Annotated in this window: 16 protein-coding genes and 1 riboswitch; of the genes, 8 read left to right on the top strand and 8 right to left on the bottom strand. The window is 43.9% G+C overall.

Features of this window, described 5'->3' with window-relative positions; genetic code table 11:
* Nucleotides 1–200 precede the first annotated feature (200 nt).
* The 3 genes from SO_RS05035 (at nt 201) to SO_RS05025 (ending at nt 3,154) form a co-directional block, all read left to right on the top strand.
* Nucleotides 201–1,538 (top strand): Na+/H+ antiporter NhaC family protein, encoded by a 1,338-nt coding sequence (locus SO_RS05035; protein ID WP_011071333.1) that lies wholly within the window; start codon nt 201–203, stop codon nt 1,536–1,538.
* A gap of 180 nt (nt 1,539–1,718) precedes the next feature.
* Nucleotides 1,719–2,414, top strand: a complete 696-nt coding sequence (locus SO_RS05030; RefSeq protein ID WP_011071332.1) for a hypothetical protein — start codon at nt 1,719–1,721, stop codon at nt 2,412–2,414.
* 11 nt (nt 2,415–2,425) lie between these two features.
* Nucleotides 2,426–3,154, top strand: a complete 729-nt coding sequence (locus SO_RS05025; RefSeq protein ID WP_011071331.1) for a 23S rRNA pseudouridine(2604) synthase RluF — start codon at nt 2,426–2,428, stop codon at nt 3,152–3,154.
* Between the two features lie 523 nt (nt 3,155–3,677).
* On the opposite strand, the gene SO_RS05020 is transcribed toward SO_RS05025, so the two are convergent.
* A protein-coding gene (locus SO_RS05020; protein WP_141135407.1) for an IS3-like element ISSod1 family transposase occupies nt 3,678–4,837 on the bottom strand; the annotation gives its coding sequence in 2 pieces (ribosomal slippage) (nt 3,678–4,588 and nt 4,588–4,837; 1,161 coding nt in all).
* Between the two features lie 160 nt (nt 4,838–4,997).
* Here SO_RS05020 and SO_RS05015 point away from each other — a divergent pair.
* The 4 genes from SO_RS05015 to SO_RS05000 all read left to right on the top strand — a co-directional run bounded on the left by SO_RS05015 (nt 4,998) and on the right by SO_RS05000 (nt 9,010).
* Nucleotides 4,998–6,191 carry a DUF4062 domain-containing protein gene (locus tag SO_RS05015; RefSeq protein ID WP_011071330.1) on the top strand — a complete coding sequence of 398 codons (1,194 nt, stop codon included), beginning with the start codon at nt 4,998–5,000 and terminating at the stop codon, nt 6,189–6,191.
* A 369-nt stretch (nt 6,192–6,560) separates the two neighbouring features.
* A protein-coding gene (locus SO_RS05010) for an IS3-like element ISSod1 family transposase (protein WP_141135407.1) occupies nt 6,561–7,720 on the top strand; the annotation gives its coding sequence in 2 pieces (ribosomal slippage) (nt 6,561–6,810 and nt 6,810–7,720; 1,161 coding nt in all).
* 118 nt (nt 7,721–7,838) lie between these two features.
* Entirely contained in the window at nt 7,839–8,099 is a 261-nt protein-coding gene (locus tag SO_RS05005) for a hypothetical protein (protein ID WP_164925636.1), read from the top strand.
* Complete coding sequence (locus SO_RS05000; RefSeq protein WP_011071329.1) at nt 8,096–9,010, top strand: DUF4868 domain-containing protein; 915 nt, start codon at nt 8,096–8,098, stop codon at nt 9,008–9,010. The genes SO_RS05005 and SO_RS05000 overlap by 4 nt, the downstream gene beginning before the upstream one ends.
* Before the next feature lie 609 nt (nt 9,011–9,619).
* On the opposite strand, the gene SO_RS04995 is transcribed toward SO_RS05000, so the two are convergent.
* From SO_RS04995 to gbpA, 3 genes are all read right to left on the bottom strand, one after another.
* Complete coding sequence (locus SO_RS04995) at nt 9,620–11,776, bottom strand: S46 family peptidase (protein ID WP_011071328.1); 2,157 nt, start codon at nt 11,774–11,776, stop codon at nt 9,620–9,622.
* A gap of 218 nt (nt 11,777–11,994) precedes the next feature.
* Nucleotides 11,995–13,170 (bottom strand): aromatic amino acid transport family protein, encoded by a 1,176-nt coding sequence (locus SO_RS04990; protein WP_164925832.1) that lies wholly within the window; start codon nt 13,168–13,170, stop codon nt 11,995–11,997.
* A gap of 578 nt (nt 13,171–13,748) precedes the next feature.
* Nucleotides 13,749–15,224, bottom strand: a complete 1,476-nt coding sequence (gene gbpA, locus SO_RS04985; RefSeq protein ID WP_011071326.1) for an N-acetylglucosamine-binding protein GbpA — start codon at nt 15,222–15,224, stop codon at nt 13,749–13,751.
* A 128-nt stretch (nt 15,225–15,352) separates the two neighbouring features.
* Nucleotides 15,353–15,446, bottom strand: a riboswitch (cyclic di-GMP riboswitch).
* A 405-nt stretch (nt 15,447–15,851) separates the two neighbouring features.
* Between gbpA and SO_RS04980 the strand changes: the two genes are divergently transcribed.
* Nucleotides 15,852–16,406: a TMEM165/GDT1 family protein gene (locus SO_RS04980; RefSeq protein WP_011071325.1), complete on the top strand. Its 555-nt coding sequence runs from the start codon at nt 15,852–15,854 to the stop codon at nt 16,404–16,406.
* A 79-nt stretch (nt 16,407–16,485) separates the two neighbouring features.
* Here SO_RS04980 and katB read toward each other — a convergent pair whose 3' ends face one another.
* The 4 genes from katB to SO_RS04960 form a co-directional block, all read right to left on the bottom strand.
* Nucleotides 16,486–17,946 (bottom strand): catalase KatB, encoded by a 1,461-nt coding sequence (gene katB / locus SO_RS04975; RefSeq protein WP_011071324.1) that lies wholly within the window; start codon nt 17,944–17,946, stop codon nt 16,486–16,488.
* 414 nt (nt 17,947–18,360) lie between these two features.
* Complete coding sequence (locus SO_RS04970; protein WP_011071323.1) at nt 18,361–18,600, bottom strand: YgjV family protein; 240 nt, start codon at nt 18,598–18,600, stop codon at nt 18,361–18,363.
* A gap of 53 nt (nt 18,601–18,653) precedes the next feature.
* The gene (locus SO_RS04965) at nt 18,654–19,091 is read right to left on the bottom strand and encodes a PaaI family thioesterase (protein WP_011071322.1); all 438 of its coding nucleotides are present in this window, start codon (nt 19,089–19,091) and stop codon (nt 18,654–18,656) included.
* Between the two features lie 108 nt (nt 19,092–19,199).
* A complete protein-coding gene (locus tag SO_RS04960) occupies nt 19,200–19,655 on the bottom strand; it encodes a hypothetical protein (RefSeq protein ID WP_011071321.1) in 456 nt (151 codons plus the stop codon).
* Between the last annotated feature and the right edge of the window lie 52 nt (nt 19,656–19,707).

Genomic DNA, 19,707 nt, shown 5'->3' with positions numbered 1-19,707 from the left:
AACCACGATTTAAACCTCCTATTAACGAACAGATCACAACGGAAGTAAAAACATCCAGACGTCTAGATTGACAGTAAATTGGCAATCCAATATGCTTGGCACCAAGTTGCCAGGACATGATGCCAAAGCGGCATAGATTTTAAGCGAGTTTGACTGCTAAGGATTACGCAGGCAAAGCGCCGAGTAAAAGAGAGATTACATTGAGTCAATCAGCCCAAACCACTGCACCCAATAACCCAGCGTCATTTGTTGCCCTGCTGCCATTATTTGTTTTTTTAAGTCTGTTTATTGGCGCAGGTGTGTATTTCCAAAGCCAAGGTGTGGACTTTGCCTTCTATCAATTACCGAGTGTGATTGCCATTATGCCAGCGATTATTCTGGCGTTAGTGCTATCAAAACAGAAATTAAATCACGCCATTGATACCTTTATTGGTGGCATTGGCCACAGCAATATTATTGCCATGTGTTTGATTTACTTATTGGCAGGCGGCTTTGCTGCCGTCGCGAAAGCCACTGGCGGTGTCGATGCGACCGTAGCCCTAGGGTTATCGTTAATTCCCTCAAATTTATTGCTGCCCGGCTTTTTTGTCATTGCCGCCTTTATCGCAACAGCAATGGGTACCTCAATGGGCACCATCGCAGCCGTCGCGCCGATTGCCTTAGGGGTAGCCGACCAAGCGCAAATCGATTATGCCCTGATGGCCGGTGCCGTAATGTCAGGTGCACTTTTTGGTGATAATCTTTCGATTATCTCGGATACCACAATTGCAGCCACTCGCACCCAAGGCTGTGATATGAAAGATAAATTTCGTGAGAACCTGATTTTTGCCATTCCCGCATCTCTGCTGACGTTTGTCGCTTTTGTGATTGCAGGCCAAGGCCAAGCTGAGTTAGCCGCTCAGGAAGTCGACTTTATCAAAGTTATTCCTTATCTGACGATCCTAGTGTTAGCGGTAGCGGGCTTAAATGTGTTTGTGGTCTTAACCTTAGGCATATTGCTTGCTGGTGCGACGGGCTTTATCACCATGGACTATGGTGTTATCCAATTTGGTAAGGATATCTACGCCGGCTTTAGCAATATGCAGGAGATTTTTATCCTGTCGATGTTAGTGGGTGGTTTAGCTGCGCTCATGCAACAACAAGGCGGTTTAGCCTTTGTGAGCAAGCAGATTGAAAAGCTTATTGCGCGTTTCTCAAAAGCTCAGGGCGAAGCCTCATGCCGCGCTGCAGAGTTAGGAATGGCAGGGATTGTGGCGGTAACCAATAGCTGTGTGGCTAACAATACAGTGTCAATTGTTGTCACAGGTGATATTGCAAAAGATCTAGCCGAAAAACACGGCGTAACACCTAAACGTGCCGCCAGTGTGCTTGATATTTTTGCTTGTATTATCCAAGGGTTAATTCCTTATGGAGCCCAAGCGTTGTTAATCGCTTCAACCTTTAGCATCACACCGCTGGCGGCCGTATCCCATGCTTGGTATTGCATGATCCTCGCAGCTGTAGCCATTGCGATTGTGATTTTCCGTAAGCGCCACTAATTTACGTAAGCATCACAACACAAAGGGAGCCCTTGGCTCCCTTTGTGTTACAGGTTTTAAATTCCCCTCCCCATAGGATACTTGCCTTCATGCTGGGATTCAGGCAAGTTACACCCGATGATTCGACCTTGCTTTACCCCATAGCGCCCTAAATCCACACCACTATTCATTAAAAGCAACATGAATCCAAAACAGCATGAGCCCAGCTTTTACGATTTACATCGCCTAATCACTTGGTTGATAGTGGGAGCCGCACTGCTCAGTGCAATAGGAGTGATGGTTGCCCTCTATGCGCAATACCAAAGTATTGGCGTTAGCGCCCTATTTATCCGCGCCGATTTTTTAGGGGACTATATCCACTCGCCCCTCGCCTATGTGTTTAATTTAGGGTTATTAGCCGCAGGCATTTGCATATTGATCTCCATGGCTGGGCTGTATTTACTCAAACTCGATACCTTTAGCCAATATATTGCCCTAACGGGAGCTTGGGTTGGCACCTCAGTGATTTTGATGGGCATCTTCCCGATTAACTTTTTAACTATGCACAGGCTGGTTTCCACCAGCTATCTCTTGGGCACGCTCACTTTACACGCGCTGGTGATTATTGCAGGGATTGTCCCTAAACTGATTTGTCCAAGACCCTTGTTTTACTTAAGTATATTAAGCTTTATCAGCGCAGTTAGCCTAAGTGTGCAACTGGATTGGCGCCAACTGGATTTCCCCCCCTGTGAAGCCAATGGTCACTTTTGTTTAGTCAGTGCCAATATGTGGCTGCAAACCAACCTCAATATTTTATGGTGCTTAAGCCTTGCATTTGCCATGCGCCGATTATCAAAAATCCTGTATTATCGCGCCCAAATTCACCGCCTATTTTAATTGAGCTAGATATGCGCTTAGCCAAGTACCTTGCCCAATGCGGCATCAGTTCACGCCGTGAAGCCTGCCGTTTGATTGAAGCAGGGCGTATCACACTTAATGGCAAGATTGCTAAACATACCGACCCCGTCCTACTCGATGCAAAGGGGCGAAGTCTTGATAGTATTTGCTTGGATGCTGACCCCATATTGGGCACCGAAGCACTGGATTATTGGCTACTCAATAAAGCCGTCGGCACCGATTGCCGCTTGCTCGAAGGCGATAAATCCAGCTTGCTCCATCTTCTGCCGCCAACACCAAGACTTTACCCTGTCGGCAGATTAGATAAGGATTCCAGAGGGTTATTACTGCTCACCAACGATGGCGAACTCACCCATAAACTGATGCACCCCAGCTTTGCCCACAGTAAAACCTACCATGTAAAGCTCGATAGACCCTTTACGGATGAGTTCATCGGGCAAATGGCCAGTGGCGTACAGTACAAAGAGGTGCGCACTCTTCCCTGCCAAGTTTGTAGGCTCAGTGAAGACAAATTCGAAATAGTACTTACCCAAGGCTTAAATCGGCAAATTCGGCGTATGGCTAGCGCATTAGGGTATAAGGTTATCGACTTACAACGCATCGCGCTAATGACATTAACGCTAGATTCCTTAGCCGAAGGAGAGATACGCCAACTTACCCCACAAGAAGTTGTGACGCTAAAGGCATCAGTGACGACCATTGACTATTCATCTGACTAAAAAGCTTTTGCCCCAAAGCAAGATAGCTTGATCATTAGGTGTACTGAGTGAATTGTCATTGTTTCCCCAGTGACACGCCATAAACTCGTCCCTGAGGGCTCTACTAAAACATCCTTGTTTTAGAAGGTCACTGGTACAACATTGCCAATCCTAAGTATCCCTCTAACTGTTCGTGCAGCTAAAAAGCTTTTGCCCCATTTCTCGTTAGTAAAATGACATATTGCTAACTCCAACATCAAAATATTGACCCAATTTTAGTAATGCTACAGTGCTATGGCCTTATCAGTTTTATCTAACTGCAATAACTTTTGCCAATGAGAAAATGTGGTACGAATATCAGCCTGAATACGAGGCAAAATGTTGTTCATCAAGGTCAATAATCAGCCAGGCGTGAGCGTTAAAGAATGAGAAAGCTGAAACGATATCAAGTGATTATTCATCAAACTATATAAAAAACCGCTACCGAAAAAAAGCAAATTCCTATAGCATCATTTATAACAATTTACATGGATGTGTGTACTGGTCAACCCAAACTGGACACTTTTACTTGAGAATTCTCAAACTCTACAGGTGACAGATCGTTATTAGCAGAATGAAGTCGCTCCAAGTTGTAATATTTGATGTAAGCCGTCACATCTTGCTTCATAAACTCCCTTGTTGGTTGAGCAACTTTAAAAATCCAATCGTGTTTCAAGCTACCAAAGAATCGCTCAACAACGGCATTATCCCAACACGCACCCACATCACCCATGCTGGCTCGGATACCATAGCTCGATAGCAGCCTACCGAATTGTTTACTGGTATATTGCGAGCCTCGGTCACTGTGAAATACCAGCCCTCGCGCTGGTTGTCGCAGGTTGTAGGCTTTTATTAATGCCTTGGATATCAAATCTGTGGTCATGCGTTTGTCTATGCGCCATCCCACAATCCGGCGTGAATATAAATCCATCACCACAGCTAAGTACATCCAGCCTTCACCCGTCTTTAAATAGGTCACGTCACCCGCCCAGACCTGATTAGCCGATACTGGATTAAAGTTCATGTTTAACAGGTTATCAGCCACTGCATCTGAGTGTTTTCGCTGTGTCGTCACCTTGTAAGCACATCGCTGGGTTGCTTTGAGTCGAAGGCGGTGCATAATTTTACGAACGAGATAGCGACCAACCTGGTAGCCTTCCTTGCGCAATTTCTTCACCATTTCACGATTCCCTAAGCTGCCTCGACTTTGCTTAAATAGCTGTCGAACAAGGCGATAAAGCTTCAGTGTTTCAACGCTTATCACGTTTGCAGGGCGTTTATGCCAATCGTAATAGCCTGACTTACTGACACTCATTACTCGACATAACAGTGTTATGGGAAACAGGTGAGATTGCAGTTTGATGAAACGAAATCTTACTTCATTTCTCTCGCAAAGAAGGCGCTTGCCTTTTTTAGAATTTCTTTTTCCATGCGTAATTCTTTGTTTTCTCTACGCAATCGCTTCAACTCATCACGCTCAGACTCTTCTAAGGTGATGCCTTGTTGCAGGGCTTCGTGTTTTTCCTTCCAGTTGTAAAGCAGGCTCGTGCTAACTCCAAGAGACTTTGCCGCATCGGCAACGCTATAACCTTGCTCCAGCACCATCAAGACGGCTTCATCTTTAAATGCCTGCGGATAACTCTTATGTGATTTTTTCAGACTCATATAGACCTCTTAATTTATTGACCATACTGTCTCAAAATTAAGTGTCCGATGGGATTAGACCAGAACAGGCAACGGTCAAGTCCAACAAGCGATTTATGCTCTGCAAACAGCGCAGCGCATAAATACTAAGACGTTATGAATTAAAAGGAGCCATCAGAAAATGGCAGGATTAAGAGTTTTTGTGTCATCCACATGTTACGACCTGTCTGTTATTCGATCTCAGCTGAGAATTTTTATACAAAGTCTGGGGCACGAACCCCTGATGAGCGATTACAGCGACCTTCTGTATGACCCTCGCCTTCATACGCATACAAGTTGTGTCGATGAGGTAGCTACAGCGGATATTGTGGTGCTTATTGTCGGCGCAAGATTCGGTGGTAAGACGGTTCCAGAGGCACTTGCGAAGCTAGATTTTGATTTGCTTAAGAAAGAAAGTAAGAGCACAGAGTCTCTGATTAAAAAGGAAAATTTATCTGTAACGCAGCTGGAAATTCTTAAAGCCGTCGAATCTGGAATACCAGTTTTTACATTTGTAGACTCCTCAGTTTGGCATGATCACGCCCTTTACGAAAAAAACAAAGATAAACCAATAATTAATGATATTTCCTTTCCATCAATAGAAAAGGCTGAAACAGCTTCATTTATTTTTGAGTTTATTAATTTTCTCAGGCATAGAGCGAGAGGTAATAGCGTTTATACATTTTCCAAGCTTCAGGACATTGAGGATACACTAAGGCGGCAGTGGTCTTCATTATTTCAAAAGCTGATTCAAGAGCAGAGAAGCAAAGCTTTTGAGGCAAAACGTTTAGATAATTTGACAGAACAATTTGAGGATCTAAAAACCGCAATTCTTACTTCAATTGGAACAACCAATGAGAGGGATGTGGCTAGAGGTGTGGTTCGGTTTAGAAGATTGATAGATTTCGTAAGGTCATTGGGTCTAAAAGACCACAACTTCCTAATCCGAGGGCATCATCCGTGGGATGAACTACTACATTACGCTGAAATCGAAAAAGTTCTTGATGCGGCAGAGTTGCCTGAGGAATTCATTTTCCACAGGAGAAACTTTGGCTCGCGCCCAAGAATGTTTTTAATTAAAAATGACGGTACTTTTTTTGAGCTAAGAACATCTCCAGATTTCTTCCACAGTCTCTCTTTAGAATGGGAAGCTTTTATGGATCTTCCCGAGGACACTCGTGAAATCATTGTAGACGCGCTTAGTGAGATGAGGCCAGGAATGGGGCCTTTGAGATATATTCGAGAACCGTTTGATTACCACGTGGATAAGTGGATTCATCAAGAGCGTTTATTGAAAGACATAGATGATTCTGATCATGAGTCAAGTCATTCATAATAAAGCATTGCAGCGGACAAGCCGCTGAATGCGACGTTTAGTGCTACTAACCATTCGTATCTTGGGGAACATCAAAGTGGTAATAGGAAATGCAATTTAGAGTTCTATCTGCCTTTATAATTTTCATAGGCTCGTACTTGCCATTAGCACTGATTCTTGCAGTGCAAGATATTCCTATGTCATGGTGGAACAAATCATTTTGTGATTTCTCTGATATAGAAAATTGCCTATTGAACCCTTTCAATAGCCCTTATTTGTCGATCATATTTATTGCTGTAACTGTCATATCTGTAGTTGTATCATGTTCTGGTCTAATCCCATCGGACACTTAATTTTGAGACAGTATGGTCAATAAATTAAGAGGTCTATATGAGTCTGAAAAAATCACATAAGAGTTATCCGCAGGCATTTAAAGATGAAGCCGTCTTGATGGTGCTGGAGCAAGGTTATAGCGTTGCCGATGCGGCAAAGTCTCTTGGAGTTAGCACGAGCCTGCTTTACAACTGGAAGGAAAAACACGAAGCCCTGCAACAAGGCATCACCTTAGAAGAGTCTGAGCGTGATGAGTTGAAGCGATTGCGTAGAGAAAACAAAGAATTACGCATGGAGAAAGAAATTCTAAAAAAGGCAAGCGCCTTCTTTGCGAGAGAAATGAAGTAAGATTTCGTTTCATCAAACTGCAATCTCACCTGTTTCCCATAACACTGTTATGTCGAGTAATGAGTGTCAGTAAGTCAGGCTATTACGATTGGCATAAACGCCCTGCAAACGTGATAAGCGTTGAAACACTGAAGCTTTATCGCCTTGTTCGACAGCTATTTAAGCAAAGTCGAGGCAGCTTAGGGAATCGTGAAATGGTGAAGAAATTGCGCAAGGAAGGCTACCAGGTTGGTCGCTATCTCGTTCGTAAAATTATGCACCGCCTTCGACTCAAAGCAACCCAGCGATGTGCTTACAAGGTGACGACACAGCGAAAACACTCAGATGCAGTGGCTGATAACCTGTTAAACATGAACTTTAATCCAGTATCGGCTAATCAGGTCTGGGCGGGTGACGTGACCTATTTAAAGACGGGTGAAGGCTGGATGTACTTAGCTGTGGTGATGGATTTATATTCACGCCGGATTGTGGGATGGCGCATAGACAAACGCATGACCACAGATTTGATATCCAAGGCATTAATAAAAGCCTACAACCTGCGACAACCAGCGCGAGGGCTGGTATTTCACAGTGACCGAGGCTCGCAATATACCAGTAAACAATTCGGTAGGCTGCTATCGAGCTATGGTATCCGAGCCAGCATGGGTGATGTGGGTGCGTGTTGGGATAATGCCGTTGTTGAGCGATTCTTTGGTAGCTTGAAACACGATTGGATTTTTAAAGTTGCTCAACCAACAAGGGAGTTTATGAAGCAAGATGTGACGGCTTACATCAAATATTACAACTTGGAGCGACTTCATTCTGCTAATAACGATCTGTCACCTGTAGAGTTTGAGAATTCTCAAGTAAAAGTGTCCAGTTTGGGTTGACCAGTACATCAAATCTATCTTTAAAAAAATATCATTCCCATTTGATGCCCAGGTTGAAAGCTCTAAAACAATACCAAATGACATTATAAATTATGTGTTTCCATATGTTGTTTCTTTTATGGGAATAAGCTATGAGGCACCAGAAAAGCTATTAGGGTTTGCCGTTTTCTTATTTTGGATGTTTGCAATAACATACAAATCTGGGCAGATTATTATGAATCCGCTTTTGCTAATGTTTGGCTGGAGATTGTATGAAGCAAAGATCAATATGAACGGACAATCTAGGAATGTTAGAATTTTAAATAGAGGAAATTTAACCCCTGGGGTTTATAAAGTCCAAACGATTCAAGATTTTTATATTGCACAGGAAAACCAATGACAGCTGACTTTCAATCTTTAAAATCTTTTGATTTTTCAAGTTCCAAACCACATTTGTGGGTTTTCAAGGATAGTGACAGTGCTGCGCGCTTCAGAGCATTTTATGTTCAAACAGAAGGCGATCTAAATATTCAGTTAAAGGATTTCGTTACAGCAGAGATTGAAAGAATTACTGAGCATACGCCTTACACTTATATATCTCAGACAAATGAGAATAGCTGTTTATCAATTGAACCCACAAGTACAGATTTTCCGCAACTAAAAGTACTAGTGGATCGACTTGAGAGTGAGCATAGGATTACGGACTCGAAAGACCTGAAAGGTGCAAAGGGGTATGTGGTCAAGTTTACATCAAATGGGACTACGGTTTATGCTGTGAAACGATCAACCTCTACATGGAAGACATCATATCCAAAGAAATATATCAATATGATTTTTTCAAATGGCGAATTGTCTGGAGTTGAAGACAATAGCTTTGCTATAGAAAAAAACTTTGACTTCTATGTTATTAATAATACAGTTTTTATCGCTAATAAGCGCGGATTCGAGTCGGCTATGCAGCATAGAGCTGCATATGTTCAAGCATTTACACAGCTCCAACAAAGTCCAGCATTTAGCGGCTTGTTTTCTGATATAAATCCTATCATCGAATATGTTGGCACAAATTCCATACAGTTAAGGCGCATGGCTGTTATTGAAGAAAAAGGTATTTACAGTAGACCAAATTTTATTCCGACTCTACAAAGAGTAAACAATACCAGAAATTGGGGAATTAACTTTGATCCAATAAGTAATACAATAATCCCTTGTGTAAGTACAGCAGGGATCATCATTAATGTTCTTCTTGATCACAGACTTATTAGTGAGATAACGGATAATATTTATGATGTTCCTGATGCAACCCAAGTCTAGGCGCTTAACAAGTCAAAGCTCTCGGACATGGTAAAGATATAACTTTTTATTTCAAAAAAGTTGCCAACTTCACCATACTGTCGTTTGCGACGTTAACCCATAGATATTTTTATCCGAAGCAGACGCGTTAGAGTTAAGACTTTAACTCGAAATTGTCCCAAAACGAGTCACTATCTTCTTTAAAATAAACAGGCCACACCGATGTTAAACAGGAGAACCATGGCAATTAGCGAGACGACCTTCCGCCCCATGGATGGGGCGGTCGAGCATCCACGGATGAACTTGCTGCGCGTCGGCGAGTAAATGCCATGGTTCACCTATGAACCTGCACTTATAGAGCATTACATCCAAGTTTTTCCTCTATCCAATCCGTTGGCCCAAACCGTCAAAAAGCGAATGCAATAACTCGCCCACAAATGGAAGCCAAAGACTGTCACCTGTATTAATGCGCACTGTCCCCTATCAAACCTCTGAAAACAAAAAAGCGATAAACCGCGTTGGCTTATCACTTTTTATTGTTTTGCGGTTGCTACCTATTTATCACGTAAATCATATGACATAAGCGGCTTTGCAATAATACTTGCCGCACCTGTGCGATGCGACTATCGATTAGTTAACGATTTCCATCTCGGCCAATAGGTTGTCGGCATGGTCTAAATACTTCATTACCCACAACATATAACGGCTGTCGACATGAATAGAACGGTTAATCTCGTTATCAAATGCCCAACCGCCGATAATGCTTTCATACACACCGTCGAACAGCAGACCAACTAATTCAGCGCGGCCGTTTAAGGTCGGTGAACCAGAATTTCCGCCCGTTGTATCTAAAGTTGATAAAAAGTTTACTGGTACAGAATCTATTGATTTCATATAAAAATCACCGTATTGCTTCTGCTTAATAAGCTCTAGCTGTTGTTTCGGTGCATCAAATGGATCAATACCTGTGTCCTTTTGCACTATGCCTTCGAGGCGAGTGAATGGCACAGCCACTAAGCCATCTTTTGGCGAATAACCTTTCACATGGCCAACGGTGACACGCAGACTAGAATTCGCATCAGCGTAAACAGGCTTACCCTGCTCAAGGTTATAGGCAATGATGGCATCCATATATTGCGGACGCACTTTCATCAGCTCGCCGTCTAATTCTTTTTCTTTCTTCTCTTCGCTCATATTGGTGTCATACATGGCCACCGCGAATTGAATAAAAGGATCCTTAGAGGCTTTAAAGTCGTCAACGGATTTTTCCATCCAAGCTAAACGCACATCTTTATTGCCAAGTTCGGTTTTGGCGTACATTTTATCTAAGGTTTTAGCAAGCTTAGCTTCGTTAACCTTATTATCGATACCAAACGCTTTATCCATTGCAGGTAAACGTTGCGCCTCAGGTAACGCGGCATAACGTTTGAGCATATCGAAGAGTACCGCTTTATCGACACTCGCGGCATAACGGCGATCAATACGCTCCATGCTTGCCTTAAAGCGAGTCATATCACGGTCTTGGAAGCCGGGTTCGCGCTGCATATCTGGCAGTTGCTTCTCATGGGCTAAACGGTACAGATTATTCGCCGTGGGCAGCATAGTGGTGCTACTGATGTAGCTTAAAATCATATCCCGCTCTTGATGGGCTTTGCTCTTGGCAATCAAGGCATCTAATTCGGCTAAGGTTTTACCGTATTTGGCCTCACGGCTGCTGTCTTTAGCGATCCACTCAGCAAGCTTAGCTTCAAGGGCTTTACGGTCGGCCAACATGGTCGATTTGCCGTAAAACTCGATCATCGAAGTGAAGTTTTTAGCATAATTGGCCAGACCCGCAATTTGACTCTCGTACTTAATCCGCTCGTCACTGCCCTCTGGCGCAGTTGCTTTGATGATTTCAATAAAGCGCTCACGCAGCATTTTGCCTTCGGGATAAGCCCACTCAAACTCATTTTGAACTTCAGTCGCGGTGCGATAACGATTTGTACGGCCGGGGTAACCCGCTACCATCACAAAGTCACCTTCGCTCACGCCTTTGGCAGAGACTTTTAAGAAACTCTTTGGCTCGTAGGGCACGTTGTCGGCACTAAATTCCGCAGGCTTACCGTTTTTAGACACATAGGCGCGGTAGAAGGAATAATCACCCGTATGGCGAGGCCACATCCAGTTATCGACATCACCACCATATTTACCCACACTGCCCGCAGGATTGTAGACTAAGCGCACATCGCGGATTTCTAACTGTTTAACCAGATAATATTCCAAGCCACCATGGAAGCTATACACTTGGCAACGATAGCCTTCGTCTTTTTCACATTCGGCAACTAAGGCTTTCTCTTGATTTTCAACCCCTTGATAAAACTCACGGCCGGTTTTGTTTTCTAGCCCAGCTTTAACACGCTCAGTGACATTAGTGACATCTTCAGTCACATACACGCGTGAGCCAGGTGCAGCTGGCAATTCATCGGCAAAGGTTTTTGCTAAAAAACCGTCCTGAAGGAGGTTTTTCTCAGGAGTAGAATTGTATTGAATCGAACCATAGGCGCAGTGATGGTTCGTCACCACTAAGCCTTTTGGCGATACAAAAGATGCTGTACAGCCACCGAGGCTAATCACAGCATTCATCGGGAATTCGGTGAGCTTAGAAATTGATTTTGCATCAATTTCTAAGCCTTTCGCTTTGAGTACATCGGCCATGGCTGGCAACTGATGGGGCTGCCACATGCCTTCGTCGGCATGGGAAGCAAAACTTGCAGCCACGGCAACTGAGAGTAACCATTTTTTCATTGTGTTAAGTCCGTTTTGGTGAAGAAAGCCGAGCGCTTGCGAGGCCATTTCTAAGTATTATGTGGATCTATTACCCGACACCCAGAAAGTAAAAAGTCAGGCACAGGGCCTGACTTTAGCATATCGCACGCACTTTATAACAGACTCAGAAAAATTCGCTTACAAAGCAAATACATTAATCATCGTTTACCTACTTAAGTACGCTAAATTACTCTCGTTTAGAGTGCGACAAATAACTGAGCACCAATAATAATGGCCCCCAAGATCCCGGCAAGACCGAGCGCAAATGTGCCGCCTACAACCTGATATCCTTGAGGCTGTATTTGACGCTGACGCAGGGCCATCGCAATTGGCAAGAAGATAATCATCACCACCAACGGCACAGCGGCAAAACCTAATACGGCAACGAAGCCTTCTGGCACATAAAGTGCGCATAACAGCGGTGGCACAAAGGTTAATAACCAGGTTTGCGCCCGCCCGACGAAGGTCTTCTTGGCACGGGTTAACTCAGCCACAAAATCGTATAGGCTTAAGGTAACGCCAAGGAAGGAAGTGATTAAGGCTAAATCAGCAAACAGAGAAATACATTTGCTGATCAAAGGCGTGTGGGCAATCTCTTGTAACGCACTGATAAGCGCAGGTAAAGAACCATTAAAGCCATTAATTTCGTTGCCGCCTACCGTACCTAAGGTCACCAATAACCAGAAGATATAACAGGCTAGCGGAATGGTTGAACCAATCAATAGCACCTTGCGCAGAGACACGGTATCGCCATCTAAATAACGTACTAAGGTCGCGATACAGACGTGAAAACCAAAGGAAGTAAATACCACGGGGATAGCCGCCATCCAACTGCTGGTCAAGGATTGCGCCACTGCACTAGTTGCTATGGTGGAAATACTGACTTCAGGTAATAGAAACAGCACCACGACAATTAGCAATAAAATCATCAACGAAAATAAAAAGCGTGAGACTTTATCAACCCAAGCCACCCCTAACGCTGCAAAACCGCCGAGCACAATGGTAAATAACACCACCGCCAGTTGGTTATCTAACACTATGTCAAACATATTTTGGGCTTTAAGCACCAACAGGGACGAGCCCCCCGTTAGATAAGCAGCCGTTAAAGCAACCAGCAGACTCAAAAATGATGCCCCCTGCACTATCTGGCCTTTCTTGCCGAGTAATTTGCCTGTAATCGCATGGACATTATCACCCACGCCAGAGCGAAGGTTAATCTCAAGCATTAACAATGAGGTATAAGCTGATAGCCCCCAAATCACTACCATCAACAAAATAGCAGGTACCATACCTAAGGCCGCTGTAGCGAGCGGTAAAGCTAACATTCCCGCGCCAATAGCGGTGCCTGCAACAATGGCTATCGAGCCTAACATTTTTGAATTCACACAATTATCCTGTTCAAGTATTAATTATTATTTTTTAAGGTTTTTTGAGTAGATTTGAAGGATAAAGCCTTGCGCACTCTGTGATTAAGCTAACTGCATTCTCAAACGAAAAGCGTCACTAAACTTAAAGCATCCAATCCGATCTCAAAGAGCAGATCAATTGGCCCCAATAGCTTTTGAATATGTCAACCCAGTCGCCATTGAGGCTAACTAAATCGTTTGCAAAAAAGTGACATTAATTTCAACCGTGATTGCCTTAGCAAAACAGCGACAACGCGCGTGATAGAAGATAGCTAGGGACATTAACAGAGCCAATCCCAGCGGGCAAGCCAGTTGTGAACAAAGATAGAAGGTGCGCCAAATGGTAACAACTCAATAGCGCAGTGATAAACGAAAACACACAAGCCAACAAAATCGCTACCTTTGTGAAAAATACGCCAAATGCGTTATTTAAATCACCTCAAGGTAAAATCAGCCTTCGCAACAGCACAAACGCGCTGATAATGGGCTTAAACGCAATCCATATGTTTAAGCCCAATCCGATGAATTTAACAATCAGATGTAAATTACAGCTCTGTCCAAGCCATGGTCCAAGAGTTACCTATCCCAGGTTCGAATCCGGTTGCAGTTGGCGACCATTGCACACAATAACCATTGTAAGGCCAAGGTTTACATTGATAGACCTTACCCGTTTTAGGTTGTAGCACTTTAGTGCCCGCAACATAACTTTTGATCCCCTCAGGGAAGATAAAGTCAGCATCCGGCGCTGTGGCTTGATCTTTCAGGAAAAGATCAAAGTTTTGCTGGATAACTTCACCTTGTTTCGGCTCAGCTTTTACTTGCAAGTGATAATGCCCCGCCTTAGGTGCAACAACATCAAGCACTAAACTCGCGCTGGTATTATTTACTGCCTGAGTCACATAACCTGCCGCAGTGCCATCGTGGCTAAACAAGTAAGCCGAAACCTGCATGTCTGCATTAGTGCTCACATCAAAGCTGACCTGCGCCGCGCCATCAACAATGGTGTAATCATCGGCCAAGGAGGTGACATTAAGCTGATTACCCGGTGCTGGCGCAATATCAAAACTCACTTCCACTCGCTCTAAACCCGACTTAGGCGCAGCAAAAATTTCATTTTTGCCATACACAGGTGAAATCACGCCAGCCGCATTCTTCTGCCCCGCTTTAAGTTGGGGTTGCTGAGCATTAATGGCGCTGGCTAATAGGAATGGCCAATTTTGCTTAGCGCCTTGGGTGGCATCGGCAATCGTAATTTGGGTTTGCTTGGCGCTTTGCTCACCATTGGCATCAAACACCCGCGTCATCACCTTATCACCCGCCTTAAGATCGAGGGATGGATTAATATCACCAATATCGGTCCATTCACCGGGCACAACAGCGCCAGAGCTAAAGTTCACATCAATGGCATTGTAAAAGCTGTTGGTAGTATCACCCACTTCCCACACCGCCAAAATCACCTGATAACCACTTCTGTCTTCCGGCACATAGCAATTATGAGTCACTAACTTCGGCGGTTGCACCATGCCACCATCGATCACACAAAATGGTGCCAAGTCAAAGCTGGCACGGCTTAAGGGTTGATTTTGATCCCAGCCTTGGCGAGTTAAGTAGTAACGCCAATTACGGGTCACATGGTTGGCGGTAAATTGCCAGCTAAAGTCATTCCAGCCCGATTTGATATCACGCTTAGACCAACGACTTGGACTCTGTTCATCCAAGGGAGAAAACGCCCCATTCGCCGCACTGGCAATTTTACCGTCTGCTGGGCCAGATTCAGGGAATCCCGAAGCACCTTCAACACTTTGCGGCTCCCACTGAACCGCGCCACAGTTGACATTACTGCCCGTTTTACAGGCGTAAGAGCGAGACTCTGGTGATACGACATAACCATGGGCCGATGCCGTTTGGCTCACCAACGTACTGCCAGCAGTTAAAGCCAAGGTTACTAGGCTTAACTGAGTGAGCTTAGGGATTGTGAATTTAGGGATGGTTGATTGAGAAAAAGCAGTTAAATGCTCCACTTTAATGTACTCCGTAGGGTGCCTATTTAGATACAAGATTGGCATTGGTATAAAAGTGGTATTTAGGCAAAACAGCATTTAGCAAATGCTATTTATTTTTATAAGAATTCAATACATTCACTGAATCCTTAAGCAACCCCGCTATCTTAGTTAACATCCCTTTACAACCTTAGACCGGAGGCTTTGCGTCCTAATTTTTCAATTAGTTTGCCCAATACGGTGTATCTTAATTGATTAAGTTAACAGGATGTAACTTAAACACTAAGACCCGGCTAACCTAACAACAAAAGACAACGTTGTCAAAAAATAAATCATTAAAATTCAATTGATTAAAGAATGTTCAGCGGTATTTTTTTGGCACCTGTCAGATTTTATGCTTTAACGCTTGCTAAGTTTAACCTTGAAACGGAACGCTACTTGGGTATAATGCCCATCTCGCTTCGGGGGAGTAGCTAACTGGATTTCGAGCCATCGATCTCTAGGGTGAACGTCAACATACTTGGCCGCATGCCATGGTGTTCACAGCAAATCATCGATTTGTCTTGCAAGACCTGAGCACAATAACCGCACCTAGGGGTGGACGGTCTATTGTGCTTATGTCAAATGCCACCCCTAAAAGGATCACACTTGGAAGCGTTACTCGCCTCAACCTTTACGGTTGCTATTGCCGAGATTGGCGATAAAACTCAACTACTTGCCCTATTACTTGCCGCAAGATTTAAAAATAAAACCGCGATTATTTTGGGTATTTTCCTGTCAACCCTGTTTAACCATTTTGCCGCCGCTTGGCTTGGGCAATGGGCGATTAACTGGGTCAACCCTGATGTTGCGCGTTATTTAGTGGCCGCCTCCTTCTTCGCGATTGCCCTTTGGGTGTTAATCCCTGATAAAGTCGATGCCGAAGAAAGTCGGTTTTATAAAATGGGGCCTTTTGTCGCAACCTTTATTCTGTTCTTTATTGCCGAAATGGGCGACAAAACCCAAATAGCTACCGTTGTGTTATCAGCAAAATACGATGCATTAGCTATGGTGGTAGCAGGTACAACTATCGGCATGCTACTGGCGAACGTCCCCGTAGTCATTGCAGGACACTTTAGCGCCGAAAAATTACCGATGAAGTGGATCCATAGGGGCTGCGCAATTTTGTTTGCCCTACTCGGGGTCGCAACCTTAATCTATTAATTCAACCTATTGATTGAATTTGAATAAATTAAAAGGCCTGTGATTTCACAGGCCTTTTCGATTAGATTAACCGCTTAAATTATAACCCCAGCGCCATTTTGATACGTTGACCATAATCAGCATCAGCTTTTTGGAAATGTGCCAGCATACGTTGCTGTACATCCATGCTTGCCTGACGCAACGAACCTGAGATGGTTGCCACTAAGCGAGCTTTTTCCTCTTCACTGAAGATACGGTACAAATTACCCGCTTGAGTGTAATCATCCTGATTGTAACGGCTGTAACGCGCCGTTTCTCCGTCTAAACGCAGTGGTGGCTCGGCAAAGTTTGCCGGTTCTACCAAGGCGCCTATTGTGCTATTAGGGCCATAGTTGGCAGAAGCATCACCACCTGTTTGACTGCCATGGTAAGGACATTGAGTTCCTGCCATTGCGCCTGCACGTTGATGATGATTGGCTTTAGCCGCATGTGGACAGTTTACTGGCAATTGGTTGTAATTCGCGCCAATACGGTAACGCTGCGCATCAGCATAGGCGAATAAACGCGCTTGTAACATCTTATCAGGCGATGCACCCACACCTGGTACTAAGTTGCTCGGTGCTAAGGCCACTTGCTCGACTTCCGCAAAATAGTTTTGCGGTAAACGGTTCAGTTCTAATACACCAATCTCAATTAACGGATAATCGCCATGTGGCCAAACCTTAGTTAAATCAAACGGATTGATATGGTAAGTATTAGCATCGGCCTCAGGCATGATCTGCACATTCACCGTCCAACGAGGGAAGTTACCATCAGTGATAGCTACCACCATATCGCGCTGAGAAGAATCAGGATCAATGCCTTTTAACTTGTCAGCTTGTTCGTTGCTTAAGTTCACTACGCCTTGCTGCGATTTGAAGTGGAACTTCACCCAGAAACGCTCACCTTTAGCATTCCAAAAAGAGAAGGTATGCGAACCATAACCGTGCATTTGGCGATAGTTTGCCGGAATACCACGATCTGACATCAGAATAGTCACCTGATGCATAGCTTCAGGGTTGAGCGACCAAAAATCCCACATCGCTTGTGGATCTTTAAGGTTAGTCAATGGGTTACGCTTTTGGGTATGAATAAAGTCTGGGAACTTAATGCCATCACGCAAAAAGAATGTCGGCGTGTTATTACCCACGATGTCGTGATTACCGCGAGCGGTATAAAAGCGCAGACCAAAACCACGTGGATCACGCTCGGCATCGGCAGAGCCCATTTCACCGCCTACGGTGGAGAAACGCACAAAAGTTTCAGTTTGCTTACCCACACCATTGAAGTGATCGGCAATGGTGTAATCACTCAAGTCTTTGGTCAGAGTGAAAGTCCCGTATACGCCAGTCCCTTTAGCATGTACCACACGCTCTGGAATACGCTCACGGTTAAAATGAGCAAGCTTTTCAATTAAATGCCAATCTTGCAGGAGTAAAGGACCACGTTCACCCGCTGACAATGAGTTTTGATCATCCGCAATCGGGGAACCGCTCTGGCTGGTTAAATACTGTTGACTCATATCCTGCTCCTTATTTCTGGTTATTCGCTAACCAGAGTTCAATTAAATCGTGAAGAGTGGCCATGGTTGATCTCCCTTGGCTAACGACCTGTGTCGATGAATAAAGCATAAGGGAATAATGTAAACCAATAAAACGATTAAAGTAGATTCTTACAATCTACTTTAAAGATTAAAACCGTTAGGTATGGCACGGAGCAGGACTATAATTGGGAGATGAGTAAAATCACACTTGTAACCTCAGTAATTGAAACCTAACGCTACTAATGTAATACTTTGATAAAAAAAGAAATTTATAACGTTGTAATCAAATAAATTCGAGTACATAACACTCAGGATACTTTTCATAAAGCGACTCAGGTGCGCTAGCGGCCTCATACTAGCATGCCACTAGCGTACAAAACTCAATCAATAGGCTTATGACGATGAAGAGGATTCTCGATAAATTTTTATCAAATAGTACAAATCAATCAGTACAATAAAAAAATTAACTGCAGCAACGGGATAAGCCTGTATCGCCATCCCATAGGCAACAAAAAGCATCGCTCCAAACAAATTCAACCAACGTAATTTTTTGATGTCAGACATCATCAAAGAGATAGCCACTACCACGGACGCCAAATAACCAACCCATTCCCAAATCATTGCACTATCCATATCACAACCTTCTTTATTGATTTATTCCAGTGAAACAGGTTGGTTAATCCACACTAGCGTTTGACTACCGCTGCCGTCATCCGTGAAATACAGGTCAACTCCCCTGCACTGTTATGGATTAAGATTTCCCATACCGAGCTACGCTTCCCCACATGAATGGGTTTTGCTGTTGCCGTTAACACGCCATTACGTGAAGCGCGTAAATGGTTGGCATTAATCTCTTGCCCTACACAATAATATTGCTCAAAATCCACCGCAAAATTCGCGGCATAACTGGCCACCGTTTCGGCTAATGCTACATTCGCGCCACCGTGCACAATGCCCAACGGATTATGTACCGCAGGCGTTGCAGGCATTGTGGCCTTCATATAGTCATCACCAATCTCGCTGATTTCAATCCCTAAGGTTTGCATCAGGGTGCCTTTGCCGCCCATTCCAGCATCTAAACGTGCACAATCTTCTAAGGTTACCGGTCTAAACCAAATACTCATTTCAACATCCTAGTAAAGAAAACCAGTTAGCAGTTTACTAAGAAGTGACTGAAGTTCAACACATAAGCAGTCGCTTAATCTGTCACCGATGCCAATAAGACGCTACACCTAAGTTAGCCAGTGTTTTGTAACAGCAAAACGACTCAGCCAGACCAAGAAAATGCCCCAAAGGATCACCACACTTGGCATCACCAAGGCGTCACTACCTAATACCGAAACTGCCTGTTGAATACCAAACACGTAACCCATTTGCACTATTACCGCGACGAACGAAGCAAGTAATACTTTATAAGAAAAAGCTTTTTTAATAAGAATTAACAAACAACCTACAACCCCAGAAACCACCGCAAATCCAAACACAAGGTCGAGCCATGTTGGGGTGGATTCGTAGAGTTTTATCTGCTCAGGACTCATTTGCGCCATCGCTTCTGGTGTCATGCTCATTTGGATCACAAAGGCTAATAACCCCATGATATTCCAGATTAAACTAACTACTGCAACAAAATAAAACCACAATGGTGCCTTAACTGTATCAATTGTATGATTAGACCCATTCGCTGCCATCTTTTTCTCCTTTGGACTCACGCCCATCAAACACTATGAAAGCTCAACTAAA

The organism is Shewanella oneidensis MR-1, assembly GCF_000146165.2.
In the GTDB taxonomy this organism is placed as follows: Bacteria; Pseudomonadota; Gammaproteobacteria; order Enterobacterales; family Shewanellaceae; genus Shewanella; species Shewanella oneidensis.
The sequence above is the reverse complement of the archived record's forward strand: the minus strand, read 5'-3'. Positions and strand labels throughout refer to the sequence as shown.

Bases quoted from the DNA above. Each gene is read 5' to 3' on its own strand.
- SO_RS05030 (WP_011071332.1), top strand. From the start codon at position 1,719: ATGAATCCAAAACAGCATGAGCCCAGCTTTTACGATTTACATCGCCTA.
- SO_RS05025 (WP_011071331.1), top strand. From the start codon at position 2,426: ATGCGCTTAGCCAAGTACCTTGCCCAATGCGGCATCAGTTCACGCCGT.
- SO_RS05015 (WP_011071330.1), top strand. From the start codon at position 4,998: ATGGCAGGATTAAGAGTTTTTGTGTCATCCACATGTTACGACCTGTCT.
- SO_RS05005 (WP_164925636.1), top strand. From the start codon at position 7,839: ATGGGAATAAGCTATGAGGCACCAGAAAAGCTATTAGGGTTTGCCGTT.
- SO_RS05000 (WP_011071329.1), top strand. From the start codon at position 8,096: ATGACAGCTGACTTTCAATCTTTAAAATCTTTTGATTTTTCAAGTTCC.
- SO_RS04995 (WP_011071328.1), bottom strand. From the start codon at position 11,776: ATGAAAAAATGGTTACTCTCAGTTGCCGTGGCTGCAAGTTTTGCTTCC.
- SO_RS04990 (WP_164925832.1), bottom strand. From the start codon at position 13,170: ATGTTAGGCTCGATAGCCATTGTTGCAGGCACCGCTATTGGCGCGGGA.
- katB (WP_011071324.1), bottom strand. From the start codon at position 17,946: ATGAGTCAACAGTATTTAACCAGCCAGAGCGGTTCCCCGATTGCGGAT.
- SO_RS04970 (WP_011071323.1), bottom strand. From the start codon at position 18,600: ATGGATAGTGCAATGATTTGGGAATGGGTTGGTTATTTGGCGTCCGTG.
- SO_RS04965 (WP_011071322.1), bottom strand. From the start codon at position 19,091: ATGAGTATTTGGTTTAGACCGGTAACCTTAGAAGATTGTGCACGTTTA.
- SO_RS04960 (WP_011071321.1), bottom strand. From the start codon at position 19,655: ATGGCAGCGAATGGGTCTAATCATACAATTGATACAGTTAAGGCACCA.